This is a genomic window from Nocardioides sp. HB32 (assembly GCF_054058995.1).
Genome location: NZ_JBSSBS010000001.1, coordinates 3,463,992 through 3,480,119, shown reverse-complemented (window position 1 = coordinate 3,480,119; position 16,128 = coordinate 3,463,992). Strand labels below are relative to the sequence as shown.

The window sequence follows — 16,128 nt, the reverse complement described above, 5'->3', positions numbered from 1 at the left end:
TCACCGCGTGACCGGCACCGACGCACCCAGGCACTGGGAGGCCGACGTCCTGCTCCGCGACGGCCGGACCGCCCACATCCGGCCGATCCGACCGGAGGACCGGGACGTGTTCGTCGAGTTCTACGGCCGGGTGTCGGACAAGTCGAAGTACTTCCGGTTCTTCTCCCCGATGCCCCGTCTCTCGGAGCGGGACATCGACCGGTTCACCCACGTCGACCACCAGGACCGGGTCGCGTTCGTGCTGACCCTCCAGGACCGGATCATCGCCGTCGGGCGCTACGACGTCGTGAAGCCCGGCGAGGCCGAGGTGGCCTTCCTGGTCGAGGACCAGCACCAGGGCCGCGGGATCGGGCAGCTGCTGCTCGAGCACCTCGCCCAGGCCGGACGCGAGCGCGGCGTGGACCGGTTCGTCGCCGAGGTGCTGCCGGACAACGCCCGGATGATCCAGACCTTCCGCGACGCGGGCTACCGCGTCGCCAGCGAGTACGACGAGGGCGTGCTCCAGCTGGAGTTCCCGATCGACCCGACCGACACCGCGATCGGGGTGATGATGAGCCGCGAGCACCGGGCCGAGGCGGCCTCGATCGAGCGGTTCTTCAAGCCCCGCTCGGTGGCCGTGATCGGTGCCAGCCGCCGCCAGGAGACGATCGGCCAGGCGCTGGTCCGCAACCTCGTGACCGGTGACTTCAGCGGCCGGGTGTACGCGGTGAACCCCAGCGCGAGCGCGGTGAGCGGGCTCCCGACGTACAAGACCGTCGCGGACATCCCCGACGACGTCGACGTCGCCATCGTCGCGGTGCCGGCCGAGTCGGTGCAGGACGTGGTGCTCGACTGCGCGGCCAAGGGGGTGCACGGCCTGGTCGTGATCTCGTCGGGCTTCGCCGAGACCGGTGAGGAGGGGCGCGTGCGGCAGCGGAAGCTGGTCGGCCTGTCCCGCTCCTACGGCCTGCGGCTGATCGGCCCGAACGCGCTCGGCATCATCAACACCGCCGCCGACGTGTCCCTCAACGCCTCGCTGTCGCCGCTGATGCCACCGCGCGGGCGGGCCGGCTTCTTCTGCCAGTCCGGCGCCCTCGGCACGGCGATCCTCGAGAAGGTCTACAACCGTGGCCTCGGCCTCTCCACGTTCGTCAGCGCCGGCAACCGCGCCGATGTCTCCGGCAACGACCTGCTCCAGTACTGGGAGGAGGACGACTCCACCGAGGTGGTGCTGCTCTACCTGGAGTCGATCGGCAACCCGCGCAAGTTCTCCCGGATCGCCCGGCGGGTCTCGCTGCGCAAGCCGATCATCGCGGTGCGGTCCGGGCGTACGACGCAGGGCGTGCCGATGGGCCACGCCGTCCGGAAGATCGCCGCGCCCCCCGCTGCCGTCGACGCGATGTTCCGGCAGGCCGGGGTGATCCAGGTCGACACCCTGGAGGAGATGTTCGACGTGGCGCAGCTGCTCGCGCACCAGCCGCTGCCGCGCGGCCGCCGGGTCGCCATCGTCGGCAACTCCGACGCCCTCGGGCTGCTGGCGGCGGACGCCGCCGCGGCGGTGGGCCTGGTCGTGAACAAGTCCACCGCGCTCGGCGCCGAGGCGAGCGCGGAGGACTTCGAGGACGCGCTGGACGCCGCGATCGACGACCCCGAGGTCGACTCGGTGATCGCGGTCTACGTGCCGCCGATCAACGTCTCCGGCGAGGACGTCGCGAACGTGCTCGCCGCGGTGGGCGAGCAGTCGGACAAGCCGCTGGTGTCCTCGTTCCTGGGCTCCGAGGGGGTCCCGGAGCTGCTCCGGGTCCCGGACGTCGCCGGCTCGACGGCCGGCCGCGGCTCGGTCCCGTCGTACCCCGGTGTGGAGGCGGCGGTGCGCGCGCTCGCTCGCGTCGTCGACTACGCCGTGTGGCTGCGCACGCCCGACGGTGCTGCCGCCGACCCGGCCGAGGTGGACGCCGTGGCGGCGAAGCGGCTGGTCAACCAGCTGCTCGCCGAGAACCCCGACGGCACCGAGCTCGGCGCGGAGCCGCTGACCGAGCTGCTGGCGGCGTACGGCATCGAGCTGTGGCAGACCCGGCCGGTCGCGACCCGCGACGAGGCCGAGGCCGCGGGGGAGGCACTGGCGTGGGACGTGGTGCTCAAGGCGACCGCGGAGCACCTGCGCGAGCGGCCCGACCTTGCCCACGTGTGGCGCAACATCGACAACGTCGAGGAGATGCGGGACGCCTGGGACTCGCTGACCGCGCTGATCACCGAGCCCGAGCGGGCCGGCTTCGTGGTCCAGAAGAACTCGAGTCCCGGCGTGCCCGTGGCGATCCGCAGCATCGAGGACCCGCTCTTCGGGCCGGTCGTCTCCTTCGGCATCGCGGGCCCGCTGACCGAGCTGCTCGCCGACAAGGCATACCGGATCCCGCCGCTGGGGGAGCGTGATGCCGCCTCGATGGTCCGGGAGATCAAGTCGGCGCCGATGCTGTTCGGCTACCGCGGCAGCGAGGTCGTCGACGTCGCCGAGGTGGAGCGGCTGATCCAGCGGGTCTCCCAGCTCCAGAACGACCTGCCGCAGGTCAGCTCGCTCGAGCTGTCGCTGGTGCTGGCGGGGGCGGACGGCGCGACCGTGCTGACCGCGGCGGCCCGCGTCGACCCGGTGACCGACCCGCGGTCGGACTGGTTCGTGCGCCGGATGCCCAGCCCGGCGGGCGATACCTTGCCCAGCTGAGGTCGGACATAGGATCGCCGCCATGGTCATCAGTGACGCCCACAAGCTGCTGTTCGTGCACGTGCAGAAGACGGGTGGGTCGACCATCGACAACCGCTTCGACGAGGTGCTGCAAGACACCCGCCACGTGACCGGCCTCGACCGGCACGCGACGCTCGGCCAGATCCTGGCCGCCGAGCCCGACCTCGCGGCGTACTGGACCGTCGGCTTCGTGCGGAACCCGTGGGCCCGGATGCTGTCCTGGTTCCGGATGGTCGAGCGCTTCAAGGATCGCGCCGAGAAGGGCCGCCGCGGCGCCGACGCGTTCCTGAAGAAGAACCAGTTCATCAAGGGTGTCGCCGACGCGTGCCCCGACTTCGAGACCTTCGTGATGAAGGGACCCGAGCAGTGGGCGCGGCTGCGCACCCCCCAGATCCGCTACCTCACCAGCAAGACCCGGCGGGCCGACTTCATCGGCCGTCAGGAGTCGCTCGAGGCGGACCTGCGCGCGATCTTCGCCCGGCTGGAGCTGCCGTGGGAGCCGTTGCAGAGCGTGAACGTCGACAAGAGCCGCCCGGACTACCGCGAGGTCTACACGGACCCGATGCGGCGCCGCGTCGAGGACCTGTTCGCGAAGGACATCGCGGCGTTCGACTACTCGTTCTGACCCCGTCCCACCTGCGTGACAGACTGACCGGCATGCGGAGCAGCACCCCCGAGCTCAGGGACGCCATCAACCGGACCGGGTACTACCCGGACGTCGTCGCCGACGGTGTCGAGTCCGCCGTGGCCGGCGAGAGCGTGGTGTCGTTCTTCGTCCACCACGAGCCGACGTTCGATCGCGACGAGGTGCGGCGGCACCTGTCCGTGGTCGTGCTGACCCCCACCCGCCTGATCCTGGCCCACACCGACGAGCACGAGGGCGACGACCTGCTGCCCGAGCCGTACACGTCGACGTCCACCGAGGCGATCCGGCTCTCCTCGGTGAAGTCCGTGGTCGTGACCCGGATGATCGCCAACCCGGCGTCCGGCCCGAGCCGCCCGGCCGAGGCGGTCGTGACCATCGGCTGGGGCGGCGTGAGCCGGGTCGACCTCGAGCCCGCCGGCTGCTCGGACCCGGAGTGCGACGCCGACCACGGCTACACCGGGGTGCTCGCCTCCGACGACTTCTCGCTGCGGGTCTCGGCCGCGGCCGACGGCACCGAGGCCGTCGACCGGCTGCTCGCGTTCGCCGAGTCCCTGTCCGCCCGGACGCAGTGACCTGGTGTCGGAGTTCCTGGAACCGGCGTACGGCCAGCGCTCCCTGGGGGACGTCGTGCCTGCGGTCGGCGCCGCGCTCGGGTTCCTGGAGCCGGCCGGGCTCGAGCTGCCGACGGGCTCGGCGTACGTCGTGTTCCTGGTCGACGGCCTGGGCGCCCGGCTGCTCGAGCGGTACGCGCATGCCGCGCCGTTCCTCGCCTCCCAGCTGACGGCGTCGTCGGTCGCGACCGCCGGGGTCCCGTCGACGACGGCGACCAGCCTGACCTCGTTCGGCACCGGGCTCACGCCCGGCACGCACGGGCTCGTGGGGTTCACCTCGCGGGTGCCGGGCACCGGCAAGCTGCTCAACGCGCTGTTGTGGGACAAGGACGTCGACCCGGTCGAGTGGCAGCCGCACCCGACGGCGTTCACGCGGCTGCGGGAGCTGGGTGCGACGGTCACCGTGGTGAACAAGCGCGAGTTCGCGCGGTCCGGCCTCACGGTCGCGGCGCACCGCGGCGCGGAGTACGTCGGCGCCGACAAGGTCGGTGAGCGGATCGCGGCCGCCGTCGCGGCGTCGGGGGAGCGCGGCTCGCTGACCTACCTCTACGACGGCGACCTCGATTGGACGGGCCACCGCTACGGCGTCGCGTCGCGGCAGTGGCTCCAGCAGCTCGCGATGGTCGACGCCGAGGCCGAGCAGCTCCGCGAGGCGCTGCCGCCCTCGGTGCGGCTGGTCGTCGTCGCGGACCACGGGATGGTCGACTCACCGACGGAGAGCCGGATCGACGTCGACGAGCACCCCGACCTGCGCGACGGTGTCGCGCTGCTGGGCGGCGAGGCACGGTTCCGCCACCTCTACTGCCCGCGCGGCGCGGTCGAGGACGTGGTCGCCACCTGGCGCGCGTTCCTCGGCACCCGGGCCGACGTGCTGACGCGCGACGAGGTGATCGGCCGCGGCTGGTTCGGCCCGGTCGCCCCCGCCGTGCTCCCGAGGATCGGCGACGTGGTCGTCGCCTGCCGCGGCGACGTGGCCGTCCTCTCCACCGCCGAGTTCCCCTACGAGGCCACGCTGGTCGGCCTGCACGGCTCGCTGACCCCGGACGAGATGGTGATCCCGCTGCTGGTGAGCTGACCGGACTACCCGAAGGGGAGGGGCTCCGGCGCGAGGGAGACCGCCTTGGCGCGGGCGGCGGTGAGCCGCCGCCGGTGGTGCTGGCGGCAGAGCACCTCGTAGGCCACGTCGGCGGGCGGCTGGTCGATCGCCTCGACGTCGCCGACGACGATCACCTCGCCCTCGACCACCATCACGCCGTTCTCGGTCCGGGCGTTGTGGGTCGCGCGCTTGCCGCACCAGCACAGCGCCTCGACCTGGAGCACGTTCATCCGGTCGGCGAGCTCGACCAGCCGGGCGCTGCCCTCGAACAGCTCGGTGCGGAAGTCGGTGAGGATGCCGAACGCGAACACGTCGATCTGGAGCTCGTCGACGATCTTCGCGAGCTGGTCGATCTGGACACGGGTGTAGAACTGCGCCTCGTCGCAGACCAGGTAGTCGATCCGGCCGCCCTGGGTCAGCGAGTCCACGACGTACCGCCAGAAGTCGAAGTCGCGCGCCACCTCGAGGGCGTCGTGGGTCAGCCCGAGCCGGCTGGAGAGCTTGGCCTGGCCGGCCCGGTCGTGGGTGGTGAAGAGCCGGCCGACCCGGGCCCGGGCGGCGTGGTTGTGGTTCGTCTGGAGCGCCAGCGTGCTCTTGCCGGAGTCCATGGTGCCGGTGAAGAAGTGCAGTTCAGCCACGAGCCGGGATCCTTTCACGGTCCGGCAGGATGGGCGCATGCCGACACCCCTCATCTCCGCCGCGGAGCTGCACGAGCGGCTCGGATCGGTGACCGTCCTGGACGTCCACTACCGGACGGGTGGCCCCGGCGGCCGCGCCGAGCACGAGAAGGGGCACGTCCCGAGCGCTGTCTACGTCGACCTGGACACCGAGCTCGCCGGACCCCCGGGCGCGGGCGGCCGGCACCCGCTCCCGGAGACCGCGGTCTTCGAGATCGCGATGCGGAGGGCCGGCGTGCGTGCCGACCGGCCCGTGGTCGTGTACGACGACTGGTCCGGGCTCGCCGCCGGCCGCGCGTGGTGGCTGCTGCGCTACCACGGCCACGACGACGTGCGCGTCCTCGACGGCGGCTGGCCCGCGTGGGTGGAGGCCGGCGGAGCGGTGCACACCGGGACGACGCTGCCCGGTCGGGGAGACTTCGTCGCCCGGCCCGGCCGGCTGCCGGTGGTCGAGGCGGACGAGGTGCTCGGCGTACCGGTGCTGGTGGACGCGCGGGCGCCGGAGCGGTACCGCGGCGAGGTCGAGCCGATCGACGCGGTGGCCGGGCACATCCCGGGAGCGGTCAACGTGCCCACCACCACGAACCTGCGGGCCGACGGGCGGTTCCGCTCGGTCGACGAGATCCGCGCGCTGTACGCCGCCGCCGGCGTGACGGGCGACGAGGCCGTGGCCGTCTACTGCGGCTCGGGCGTCACCGCGGTGCACGACATCATCGCGCTGGAACTGGCCGGGATCCCGGCGGCGCTCTACCCCGGCAGCTGGTCGGGCTGGATCGCCGACCCCGACCGGCCTACCAGTGGACGCCCTTGAACACCTTCGCGAGCATGATCTGCTCGGACTCGCGGGTGCCGCCGGCCGGGAGCTCGCCCTTGGCCGCGGCCGAGTCCGGGAACACGTGGTAGGCCATGTTCAGCACCCGGAACGCGAGCTTCGGGGTCAGCGTGTGGGCCACCGCACCCGCGTTGCCGAGCAGGGTGTTGATCTCGTGCGGGCGGTCGACCATCGCGTCGATCACCAGGTCCGCGGCCTGCGCCGGTGAGATCGTCGGGAACTTGTCGTAGAGCTTGGTCGGCGCGATCATCGGCGTCCGCACCAACGGCATGTGGATGTTGGTGAACGTGATGCCGTCGCCGACCAGTTCGGAGGCGACCACGTTGCTCCACGAGTCGAGCGCCGACTTGGAGGCGACGTACGCCGAGAACCGGGGCGGGTTGGTCTGCACGCCGATCGAGGAGATGTTCACGATGTGCCCGCGCTTCTGCGCGCGCATCGCCGGGACCAGGCCCATCACCAGCCGGATCGCGCCGAAGTAGTTGAGCTGCATGGTGCGCTCGAAGTCGTGGAAGCGGTCCTGCGAGAGCCGCAGCGACCGGCGGATCGAGCGGCCGGCGTTGTTGACGACGAAGTCGACCGACGGCAGCTCGGCGGTCAGCGTCTCGCAGAGCGCGTCGATGGCCTCGAGGTCGGAGAGGTCGCACGGCTGGACGACGGCCTTCCCGCCGCGCTGCTCGATCAGGTCGCGCAGCTCGTCGAGCTTCTCCTTGCCGCGCGCGACGAGCACGGGGGTGCCGCCTGCCTGGGCCACCTTCAGGGCGGTGACCTTGCCGATCCCGGAGGAGGCGCCGGTGACGACGACGTACTTGCCGGTGAGCTTCTCCCGCACCCGGGGATCCCGGGCGGTGGAGTCGTCGTGGTGCTCCTCCCAGAACGTCCAGAGGCTGCGGGCGTAGGAGTCGAGGTCGGGTACGCCGATGCCCGACCCGGCGAGCGCCTGCTCGGTGCGCCGGGAGTCGAACGTCGACTGGAAGGACGTGTGCGCCAGCACCTCGGCCGGGATGCCGACCCGACTGGTGGCGACGTCGAGGACCGACTGCACCAGCGGCTGACTGGCGAGCAGGTTGAGCGCACCGGCCGGCGTGAGGGCCCGCGGCACGAACCGCATCCGGCGGCGGTCGACCGGGGTCATGAAGCGCGGCGCGCCGGCCGCCGCGCAGAACGCGTTCAGCATGTCGTGCACCGGCTGCGGCTCCGGGTTGACGAGGTGGAACGCCTCGCCGTCGCGGTCCGGCAGGTGCGCGATGTGGTCCATCGCCGCGCTGACGTAGTCGACCGGCACCACGTTGGTGTCGCCGAGGTCGACGCCGACCAGCGGCAGCCACGCGGGCAGCCGGTCGCGCATCGCCTTGATGATCTCGAAGAAGTAGTAGGGACCGTCGACCTTGTCCATCTCGCCGGTCTCGGAGGCCCCGACCACGATCGCGGGGCGGTACACCCGCCACGGGACGGTCGCCTCGGTGCGCACGATCCTCTCGGACTCGAACTTCGTGCGGTGGTACGCCGAGGGCAGGCGCTGCCCCTCGTCGAACATCGTCTCGTCGAACCGGCCCCGGTGCTCGCCGGCGGCGGCCACGGACGAGACCTGGTGGAAGCACCCGACCTGCAGGGCCTCGGCCAGGGCGAGCGCGTTGCGGGTGCCGCCGACGTTCAGGGCCTCGTTGGTCTCCTCGTCGGCGGTCATGTCGTAGATCGCCGCGACGTGGAAGAAGTGGTCGATGCCGCCGCGGTGCTCTGCGACCCAGGCGGGGTCCACGCCGAGGGCGTCGGTGGCCAGGTCGCCGACGACGGGGACGACCCGGTCGGTGCCCCAGCGCGCCGCCAGCGCCTGCATCCGCGGCAGCGACGACTCGCGCACCAGCACGAAGATCTGACCGTCGCGGTGGTCGATCAGCTCACGGACCAGGTGCCGGCCGATGAAGCCGGTCGCGCCGGTGACGAAGTACGACATGGGGGGACGCTACCCGCAGGTAGACCCCCGGGTCACTCCGTCCCGCCACCGCCGAACATGATCTCGTCCCAGCTCGGCACCGAGGCTCGACCGCGGGTCTTCTTGACCGCGCGGCGGGCGGGCGGCTCGTCCTGGTGGTCCGGTTCGCGCTCCGGGTCGTGGAGATCGTCCTCGGCGGCGGCCTCCTCGGCCTCCTCGCGCAGGTCCGACTGCTGCCGCTCGAGCTCCGGCTCGGCCGGCGGCTCGGCGTCGAGGAACGCCTCGACCGGCTGCTCGGAGACCAGGTCGATCGCGTCGTCCCCGAGGGGGAGCTCGTCGTCGCCGACCGTGCTCAGCCGGCGCTGGCGGGCCTGGCGGAGGTCGTCGCGCGCCTCGGGCGCGGCGGCCACGGCCTCGCCGACCAGCCAGCGCGCGTCCTCGTTGTCGAGGGTCACGTAGTTGCCGGGGGCGTCGAAGGTGAGCTCCGCGGTGCCGCTGCGCTCGGCGGTGGCGTAGCGGCCGACCAGCGACCAGCGGCCGTCCTCGCGGCGCCAGGCGTCCCACTCGACGGTCTCGGGGACGACGTTCAGCGCCCGGAGGTGGCTCGCCACGGCGTCGCCGAGGGTGCGGGCGCCGTGCGGGGCCGACCCCTCGCCGCGGCGTACCGAGGACCGCTGGGCGCGCTCGGCGACGTGCTGGCGCTCGGCCATCACGGGCGCGGCGAACGCCATGATCTTGTCCACGGACGTCTGGGCTGCCTGTGCCACCGCCTCGGGACTCTCGCCCGCGCGGATGCGCGCCTGGATGTCACGGGGCCGGAGGGCACTGTCCATCTTGTTCTCCAATCGGCGGGACTCGCCGCGGGTGGCGGACCGGAGACGCTCGTCGAGGTCGACGGTGTGCTCGGTCCCGTCCTCGTCGACCAGGCGCAGGCGCTTCCCGTCGTCGCTCACTCCAGCGAGCGTCAGGTGCGCCATGGTGGGTCGTGCTCCTGTCCCATCGTGCGAGGTACGTCTTCGGTGCGCCGAGCCTACGCCAGCGGGGGCGCCGGAGCCGGGAGCGTCGCCGCGTGGCTCGGGACACGTACCCTCCTGTCGTGTCGACCTCCGAGCCCAGCGCGATCCTGGTCGTCTTCGACCTGGTGGGCATCTTCGTGTTCGCGATCTCCGGCGCCCTGGTCGCGGTCCGGAAGGGCCTCGACGTGTTCGGCGTCCTCGTCCTGGCGGGTACGACGGGCCTCGGCGGTGGCTTCCTCCGTGACGTGCTCATCGACGCGACGCCGCCGGCCGCGCTCGCCGACTGGCGCTACCTCGTGGTGCCCGTCGCCGCGGGCCTGCTGGCGTTCTTCTACCACCCGGTCCTCGGCCGGGTGGAGCGCTCGGTCAACGTGCTCGACGCGTTCGGGCTCGGGCTGTTCTGCGTCACCGGCGCGCTCAAGGCGCTCGACTACGGGCTGGGCGTCGTGCCCGCCGCGCTGATGGGCATGGTCACCGGCATCGGCGGCGGCATGCTCCGCGACCTGCTGGCCGGCCGGGTCCCGGCCGTCTTCCGCGGCGAGCTCTACGCCACGCCTGCGCTCGCCGGCGCGGTCGTCGTCGTGGCGGGCGCGCACACCGACCTGCCGACGTTCGTCATCGCGTTCGCCGGCGGCGGGCTCTGCGTGGGCTGGCGGCTGCTCGCGCTCTGGCGGCACTGGCAGGCGCCCGTGCCCACCGGTCCCGCCTCGGTCTGACCGCCGAGTCGGCGCAGTCTCAGCTGAGACTGCGCCGACTCGGCGCTCAGTCGCCGAGGACGCGGCGCAGGTAGGGGTTGGCGAACACCCGGTCCGGGTCGAGCCGGTCGCGCAGCGCGAGGAAGTCTGCGAACCGTGGGTACGCCGGGGCGAGGTCGGCGGCGGTGCGGTCGTGCACCTTGCCCCAGTGCGGGCGGCCGTCGTGGGCGCGCATGATCGGCTCGATCAGCCGGAAGTAGTCCCGGTGGTCGGCGTCGCGGTGCGTGTGGAAGGCCAGGTAGAAGGAGTCCCGGCCGAACGAGGTGGACATCGCGATGTCGTCGGCGGGGGTCACCCGGATCTCGACCGGGAAGGTGATCCGCAGGTCCGAGGCGTCCAGCGCGGCACGCGCCTCGCGGAGCGCGGCGAGGCCGGCCTCGCGCGGCACGGCGTACTCCATCTCCCGGAACACCACGGTCCTCGGCGAGGTGAACACCTTGTGCGCGACGTCGCTGTAGCTGCGTGCCGACAGCAGCCGGCTGGAGAGCTGGTTGAACGACGGGATGATCGAGGGGAGGGCGTTCGTGAGGTGGTTGAGCGCGCCGAACAGTGAGTTCGACAGGAACTCGTCGTCCCACCACTCGCGCAGCCTGGAGAGCGGCTCGACCTCGAGGTCGTCGAGCCGGTCGTTGGTCTTCACCATCAGCCGGTCGGTGTGGGGGAACCAGTACGTGTCGACGTGGTGGTGCGCCGCGACCCGCTCGTCGAAGCCGCCGAGCGCCTCGTCCCACGACATCGGGGTCTCGTTGGCCTCGAGCGCGAACAACGGCTCGACGCGGAACGTCAGCGTCGTCAGGACGCCGAGCGCGCCGAGCCCGACCCGGGCGAGCTCGAGCAGCTCCGGGTTCTCGGTCTCGGTCGCCCGGACCACCTCACCGGTGCCGGTGACCAGCTCGAGCCCGCAGACCTGCGCGGACAGCGACGCCGCGACGCCCCCGGTGCCGTGGGTGCCGGTCGAGATCGCACCGGCGAGCGTCTGCTCGGCGATGTCCCCCATGTTGTGGAGGCTGAGGCCCATCCCCTCGAGACGGGCGTTGAGCACCTTGAGCTGGGTGCCGGCCAGCGCGGTGACGGTCAGCGCCTCCCGGTCGACCGAGACGATGCCGCCCAGGTTCGTGGGCCGCAGCATCGTGTCCTCGGGCGCCGAGATCGCGGTGAAGCTGTGGCCGGTGCCGACCATCTTCACCGTGGAGCCCTCGGACCGGGCGCGCTCCATGGCCGCCACGATGGCCGCCGTGTCGACGGGCTCCTCGACCCGGCTCGGCCGCGCCGTCTCCAGGCCCGACCAGTTCCGCCACGACTCAGTCACGGATGGAGGGTACTGGCGCCTTCCGGCGCGGGATGGCCAGGGCGGCCAGTGCGGCGACCGCTCCGGCGGCGAGCGAGACGAGGTACGCCGCCGAGGCGCCCTGGTGGTCGACCACGAGGCCGCTCAGCGTCGCACCGGGAGCGACCCCGGCGACCAGCCCGGTCTGCATGATCGCCATGCCCTCCGTCAGCCGGCCGGACGGCACGACCTCCTCGGTCAGCGACATCGTCGCGATCATCGTCGGGGCGATCGCGAAGCCCGCGACGAACAGCGTGGCGCCCATCAGCGGCAGCGACCCGACCAAGGAGAGGGGCGCCATCGCGCAGGCCATCGCCAGCGCGCCCCAGCGCACCCGGAACGACGGGCCGCGCCGCCAGTGCACCGCACCGGTGATCACGCCGGCGGTCAGGCTGCCGAACGCCCACAAGGCGAGCAGCGCCCCGGACACCGCCTTGTGCCCGCGCTCGTCGGCGAACGCGACCGTCGTCACCTCGGCCGCGCCGAACAGCACGCCGAGCGCCGCGCACACGACCGCCAGCGGGACCACCGTGCCCCACGGCATCCCGGGCCGCGGCCCCGACGCACCGGTCCGGGGCTGCGCCGGCGGCTCGGTCGCGCGCTGGGAGCAGAAGAACAGCGTGCCGCTCACGCACGCGACCACCGCGACCAGGATCCCGGCCACCGGGTGCCACGCGGTCGCGAGGACCGTCACGATGATGGGGCCGAGGATGAACACCGCCTCGTCGAGGACCGCCTCCAGCGCGTACGCCGTCTGCACCTCGGTCGGCTGGTCCAGCACGTGCGACCAGCGCGCCCGCACCGACGACCCGACCTGCGGCAGGCACCCGCCGGCCAGCGCCGCGAGCACGTAGCTCGTCGCGATCGGCCAGTCCGCCTGCACGGACACCACCAGCAGCGTGACCGCGACGCCGAACCCGAGGCTCGCGGCCGACAGCACCCGGCCCTGGCCGAAGCGGTCCAGCAGCCGGCCCTGCACGATGGCCAGGCCCGCGTTCGCGAACATGTACGCCGCCGACACGGCACCGGCGACGCCGTACCGCCCGGTCGCGGACGAGACCAGCAGCACGATGCCCAGGCCGACCATCGAGATCGGCAGCCGCGCCACCAGACCGGCCATCGAGAACCGGAGCGTGCCGGGCCGGGCCAGGATCCGGCGGTACGACGTGAGCATCGCGCTGAGCGTAGGGCGCCCCCGCGACCACCGACGAATCGTTATCAACGGCTCCCTACGATGAACGACATGACCCCCGACCCCTCGCCGTACGACGCCGTCCTGCTGGTGTCGTTCGGCGGCCCGGAGAAGCCCGAGGACGTGCTGCCGTTCCTCGAGAACGTCACGCGCGGGCGGGGGATCCCGCGGGAGCGGCTCGAGGAGGTCGGGCAGCACTACTTCCTCTTCGGCGGCCGGTCCCCGATCAACGACCAGAACCGCGCGTTCCTGGCTGCCCTGCGCGAGGACCTGGCCGGCGCCGGGGTCGATCTCCCGGTCTACTGGGGCAACCGCAACTGGGACCCGTACCTCACCGACACGCTCCGCCAGATGGCCAGCGACGGGGTCACCCGGGCGGCGTGCTTCGTGACCAGCGCCTACTCGTCGTACTCCTCGTGCCGGCAGTACCGGGAGAACCTCTTCGACGCCGTCGACGCGCTGCCGGACGGGGCGACGGCGCCGGTCCTGGACAAGCTCCGCCACTACTTCAACCACCCGGGCTTCGTGGAGCCGGTGGTCGACGCGACGCTCGCCGCGCTGGCCGACCTGCCCGACGAGGCCCGCGAGGGTGCGCACCTCGCGTTCGTCACGCACTCGATCCCGGACACGATGGCCGCGAGCAGCGGCCCCGACGGCGACGCGTACGTCGAGCAGCACCTCAGCATCGCCGACGAGGTCGTCGAGCGGGTCCGCCAGGAGACCGGCCGGAGGCACCGGCACGCGCTCGTCTACTGCTCCCGCTCCGGTGCCCCCCACGTCCCGTGGCTGGAGCCGGACATCAACGACCACCTCGAGCGCCTGCAGGCCGACGGCGCGGCGGGCGTCGTGATGGTGCCGGTCGGCTTCGTCTCCGACCACATGGAGGTCGTCTACGACCTCGACACCGAGGCCCGGGCGACCGCCGAGAAGCTCGGCCTGCCCGCCACCCGCGCCGCGACCGCGGGCGTGGACCCGCGGTTCGTGGCCACGGTCCGCGACCTGCTGCTCGAGCGCGCCGCGGTCGAGCGGGGCGAGGACGTCGCCCGCGCGAGCGTCGGCACCTACCCGGCCTGCTGGGACCGCTGCGCGCCCGGTTGCTGCCCGAACCCGCGGGCCGACCGGCCCGCCCTGGCGGGCGCATGAGCGCCGGCAACGCCGAGCTCGCCGCCCTCGCGCTCGACGTCGCGCGGGAGGCGGCCGCGCTGGTCCGCGACCGGCGCCGCGGCGAGGTGACCGTGGCGGCGACCAAGTCGAGCGACGTCGACATCGTCACCGAGGCAGACCGGGCCAGCGAGGAGCTGATCCGCGACCGGCTGCTGGCCCGGCGTCCGGACGACGGCGTGCTCGGCGAGGAGGGCGACGACGTGCCGTCCCGCTCGGGGGTGCGGTGGGTGGTGGACCCGATCGACGGCACGGTGAACTTCCTCTACGGGCTGCCGGAGTACGCCGTCTCGATCGCCGCGGAGCGCTGGACCGACGAGGGCAGCGAGGTGGTGGCCGGCGTGGTCGTCAACGTCGCGCGCGGCACTGAGTACGTCGGGCAGCTCGCCGACGAGCACGGCCCCGCCGTCGTCACCCGGGACGGCGAGCCCATCGAGGTGCGCACGCCGGCCGACCTGCACCTGCGGTTGCTGGTGACCGGCTTCAACTACGACGCCGGCATCCGGCAGCTGCAGGCCACCGCCCTCGCGAACCTGATCACGCGGGTCCGCGACGTACGCCGGCTCGGCTCGTGCGCCCTCGACCTCTGCCACGTGGCCGAAGGCACCGTGGACGGGTACTTCGAGGAGGGCGTCAACCTGTGGGACTACGCGGCCGGCGGACTCATCGCCCGGCTCGCCGGGGCCAGGTTCGAGACCCGTCCCGGGTCGGGCGGCACGCTGATGGTCGTGTGCGCTCCGCCACACGGCTTCGACGACCTGCTGGACGCCCTGCAGACGGCCGGGTTCTCCCCTGAATCGGGGGAATAGCGCCCCGTCACCGGATGTTCACGCTCCGCCATGCGGATCTGGTGTGCGAAAGACAGGCCGCATGGTGCACAATCTGGCGCCGACGACGGCGCAGAAGCAGGGAACGGGAGTGAAGTGACGGATGGCGACTGACTACGACGCACCGCGCAAGAACGAGGACGAGCAGTCCGAGGAGAGCATCGAGGAGCTGAAGGCGCGTCGTCACGACAAGAACTCCGGCAAGGTCGACGAGGACGAGACCGAGGCGGCCGAGTCCTTCGAGCTGCCCGGCGCCGACCTGTCGCACGAGGAGCTCGCCGTCGAGGTGAAGCCCAAGCAGGAGGACGAGTTCACCTGCATGAGCTGCTTCCTGGTGCACCACCGGAGCCAGCTGGCGGACGCGAAGAAGATGATCTGCCGCGACTGTGCAGCGTGACGCACGACGACGCATGACGATGCATCACGGCGCATGACGACGCAGGCTGACGCAGCCTGAGCCGACGACGAAGGCCGCAGCCCGGCAGGGCTGCGGCCTTCTGCGTGTCCGGATCGCCTGGCTCAGGCCTCCTGGCCGTCCTTGCGGAGGTCGGGCGGCAGGTGGCCGGTCGAGCGTGCGTAGTACGACGCCGCCTTCCGCTGCGCCATCATCCGGGCCAGCCCGACGGCGATGCCGCTGGCGACGGCCCAGCTGACCGCCTCCCAGATCTCGACGTCCGGGTCGGCCGGGTTCTCCGGCGGCTGCTTGCCGGTGGCGAGCTGCCACACCTTGTCGAGGCCCTTCTTCGCCACGGCGGCCGCGCCCAGGGCGGAGACCAGGGAGAAGACGGTCCAGACCTTCGAGGAGTCCTTTGCCATGGGGCGACAGTACCCAGACCGGTCAGTGCCGACTCAAGGCCGTCAGCGCCCGGGCCAGGTCCTCGGGGTGCCGCGTGCTCACCAGCCAGTACGGCGCCGGGTCCGCGGGGTCGGTGATCTCCACCTTCACCGCGCGGTGAAGGTAGGGCCGCAGCAGCAGGTACGCCCGCGCGTCGGCCTCGACGCCGGCCGTGCGGCGTGTCTCCTCGGCGTCCAGCGCCGTGACGGCGCCCAGGTGCTCGGCACCGATGTGCGCCCGGCCGGCGCGGAACCGGCCATCGGCGACCACCACGCGGGCCGCGCCGATCATGCTGAAGAGGAAGGCCATCGTCGCCAGCGCCACCAGCGTCACGACCCAGGCCGCCACGGCCGGGAGGGCCACGACGACCGCCAGCCACAGCGTGGCGACCAGCATCGTGCCCTGGACCCACCAGCGCAGCGGGACGCCGAGGCGCTCGGCGTACGCGGGGGAGACGGTCACGGCCGGAATCCTTCCATTGGTCACCGGGGCGCCTGCGGGTAG

16 protein-coding genes are annotated in these 16,128 nt (G+C 72.5%); 9 read left to right on the top strand and 7 right to left on the bottom strand.

The genetic code is table 11. From position 1 onward, the window contains the following. Positions 1-7: 7 nt before the first annotated feature. The 4 genes from ACVW2K_RS17540 to ACVW2K_RS17525 are packed head-to-tail and all read left to right on the top strand — an operon-like array spanning position 8 to position 5,048. Entirely contained in the window at positions 8-2,695 is a 2,688-nt protein-coding gene (locus ACVW2K_RS17540) for a bifunctional acetate--CoA ligase family protein/GNAT family N-acetyltransferase (RefSeq protein ID WP_036569104.1), read from the top strand. A gap of 22 nt (positions 2,696-2,717) precedes the next feature. Next, a complete protein-coding gene (locus ACVW2K_RS17535; protein ID WP_457203394.1) occupies positions 2,718-3,341 on the top strand; it encodes a sulfotransferase family 2 domain-containing protein in 624 nt (207 codons plus the stop codon). Between the two features lie 32 nt (positions 3,342-3,373). Next, the gene (locus ACVW2K_RS17530) at positions 3,374-3,934 is read left to right on the top strand and encodes a DUF5998 family protein (protein ID WP_028635804.1); all 561 of its coding nucleotides are present in this window, start codon (positions 3,374-3,376) and stop codon (positions 3,932-3,934) included. A gap of 4 nt (positions 3,935-3,938) precedes the next feature. After that, positions 3,939-5,048 carry an alkaline phosphatase family protein gene (locus tag ACVW2K_RS17525; RefSeq protein WP_457203393.1) on the top strand — a complete coding sequence of 370 codons (1,110 nt, stop codon included), beginning with the start codon at positions 3,939-3,941 and terminating at the stop codon, positions 5,046-5,048. A 5-nt stretch (positions 5,049-5,053) separates the two neighbouring features. On the opposite strand, the gene ACVW2K_RS17520 is transcribed toward ACVW2K_RS17525, so the two are convergent. Then, the gene (locus ACVW2K_RS17520) at positions 5,054-5,707 is read right to left on the bottom strand and encodes a thymidine kinase (protein WP_028635806.1); all 654 of its coding nucleotides are present in this window, start codon (positions 5,705-5,707) and stop codon (positions 5,054-5,056) included. 37 nt (positions 5,708-5,744) lie between these two features. Between ACVW2K_RS17520 and ACVW2K_RS17515 the strand changes: the two genes are divergently transcribed. Beyond that, positions 5,745-6,557 (top strand): sulfurtransferase, encoded by an 813-nt coding sequence (locus tag ACVW2K_RS17515; RefSeq protein ID WP_028635807.1) that lies wholly within the window; start codon positions 5,745-5,747, stop codon positions 6,555-6,557. Here ACVW2K_RS17515 and ACVW2K_RS17510 read toward each other — a convergent pair. Continuing rightward, entirely contained in the window at positions 6,538-8,532 is a 1,995-nt protein-coding gene (locus tag ACVW2K_RS17510; RefSeq protein WP_457203392.1) for an SDR family oxidoreductase, read from the bottom strand. The genes ACVW2K_RS17515 and ACVW2K_RS17510 overlap by 20 nt on opposite strands. 32 nt (positions 8,533-8,564) lie before the next feature. After that, on the bottom strand, positions 8,565-9,488 hold the full coding sequence (gene sepH, locus ACVW2K_RS17505; RefSeq protein ID WP_457203391.1) for a septation protein SepH: 924 nt from the start codon (positions 9,486-9,488) through the stop codon (positions 8,565-8,567). 119 nt (positions 9,489-9,607) lie between these two features. On the opposite strand from sepH, the gene ACVW2K_RS17500 reads away from it, so the two are divergent. Then, positions 9,608-10,243 carry a trimeric intracellular cation channel family protein gene (locus ACVW2K_RS17500; protein WP_028635809.1) on the top strand — a complete coding sequence of 212 codons (636 nt, stop codon included), beginning with the start codon at positions 9,608-9,610 and terminating at the stop codon, positions 10,241-10,243. Positions 10,244-10,289: 46 nt separating this feature from the next. Here ACVW2K_RS17500 and ACVW2K_RS17495 read toward each other — a convergent pair whose 3' ends face one another. Both ACVW2K_RS17495 and ACVW2K_RS17490 read right to left on the bottom strand, forming a co-directional pair. Continuing rightward, complete coding sequence (locus ACVW2K_RS17495; protein ID WP_457203390.1) at positions 10,290-11,591, bottom strand: D-arabinono-1,4-lactone oxidase; 1,302 nt, start codon at positions 11,589-11,591, stop codon at positions 10,290-10,292. Further along, on the bottom strand, positions 11,584-12,783 hold the full coding sequence (locus ACVW2K_RS17490; RefSeq protein WP_457203389.1) for an MFS transporter: 1,200 nt from the start codon (positions 12,781-12,783) through the stop codon (positions 11,584-11,586). The genes ACVW2K_RS17495 and ACVW2K_RS17490 overlap by 8 nt, the downstream gene beginning before the upstream one ends. A 69-nt stretch (positions 12,784-12,852) precedes the next feature. Between ACVW2K_RS17490 and ACVW2K_RS17485 the strand changes: the two genes are divergently transcribed. The 3 genes from ACVW2K_RS17485 to ACVW2K_RS17475 all read left to right on the top strand — a co-directional run bounded on the left by ACVW2K_RS17485 (position 12,853) and on the right by ACVW2K_RS17475 (position 15,186). Continuing rightward, on the top strand, positions 12,853-13,944 hold the full coding sequence (locus ACVW2K_RS17485) for a ferrochelatase (protein ID WP_197025204.1): 1,092 nt from the start codon (positions 12,853-12,855) through the stop codon (positions 13,942-13,944). Next, positions 13,941-14,771 carry an inositol monophosphatase family protein gene (locus ACVW2K_RS17480; protein WP_457203388.1) on the top strand — a complete coding sequence of 277 codons (831 nt, stop codon included), beginning with the start codon at positions 13,941-13,943 and terminating at the stop codon, positions 14,769-14,771. Before ACVW2K_RS17485 ends, ACVW2K_RS17480 begins: the two co-directional genes overlap by 4 nt. Positions 14,772-14,892: 121 nt before the next feature. Then, positions 14,893-15,186 carry a DUF4193 domain-containing protein gene (locus tag ACVW2K_RS17475; RefSeq protein ID WP_028635813.1) on the top strand — a complete coding sequence of 98 codons (294 nt, stop codon included), beginning with the start codon at positions 14,893-14,895 and terminating at the stop codon, positions 15,184-15,186. Between the two features lie 122 nt (positions 15,187-15,308). Here the strand turns inward: ACVW2K_RS17475 and ACVW2K_RS17470 are convergent, their stop codons facing one another. Together ACVW2K_RS17470 and ACVW2K_RS17465 are read right to left on the bottom strand one after the other, a co-directional pair. Next, positions 15,309-15,605 (bottom strand): DUF4235 domain-containing protein, encoded by a 297-nt coding sequence (locus ACVW2K_RS17470; protein ID WP_028635814.1) that lies wholly within the window; start codon positions 15,603-15,605, stop codon positions 15,309-15,311. Positions 15,606-15,627: 22 nt separating this feature from the next. Continuing rightward, a complete protein-coding gene (locus ACVW2K_RS17465) occupies positions 15,628-16,086 on the bottom strand; it encodes a DUF3093 domain-containing protein (protein ID WP_028635815.1) in 459 nt (152 codons plus the stop codon). Between the last annotated feature and the right edge of the window lie 42 nt (positions 16,087-16,128).

Bases quoted from the DNA above. Each gene is read 5' to 3' on its own strand.
- ACVW2K_RS17535 (WP_457203394.1), top strand. From the start codon at position 2,718: ATGGTCATCAGTGACGCCCACAAGCTGCTGTTCGTGCACGTGCAGAAG.
- ACVW2K_RS17530 (WP_028635804.1), top strand. From the start codon at position 3,374: ATGCGGAGCAGCACCCCCGAGCTCAGGGACGCCATCAACCGGACCGGG.
- ACVW2K_RS17515 (WP_028635807.1), top strand. From the start codon at position 5,745: ATGCCGACACCCCTCATCTCCGCCGCGGAGCTGCACGAGCGGCTCGGA.
- ACVW2K_RS17510 (WP_457203392.1), bottom strand. From the start codon at position 8,532: ATGTCGTACTTCGTCACCGGCGCGACCGGCTTCATCGGCCGGCACCTG.
- sepH (WP_457203391.1), bottom strand. From the start codon at position 9,488: ATGGCGCACCTGACGCTCGCTGGAGTGAGCGACGACGGGAAGCGCCTG.
- ACVW2K_RS17490 (WP_457203389.1), bottom strand. From the start codon at position 12,783: ATGCTCACGTCGTACCGCCGGATCCTGGCCCGGCCCGGCACGCTCCGG.
- ACVW2K_RS17485 (WP_197025204.1), top strand. From the start codon at position 12,853: ATGACCCCCGACCCCTCGCCGTACGACGCCGTCCTGCTGGTGTCGTTC.
- ACVW2K_RS17480 (WP_457203388.1), top strand. From the start codon at position 13,941: ATGAGCGCCGGCAACGCCGAGCTCGCCGCCCTCGCGCTCGACGTCGCG.
- ACVW2K_RS17475 (WP_028635813.1), top strand. From the start codon at position 14,893: ATGGCGACTGACTACGACGCACCGCGCAAGAACGAGGACGAGCAGTCC.
- ACVW2K_RS17470 (WP_028635814.1), bottom strand. From the start codon at position 15,605: ATGGCAAAGGACTCCTCGAAGGTCTGGACCGTCTTCTCCCTGGTCTCC.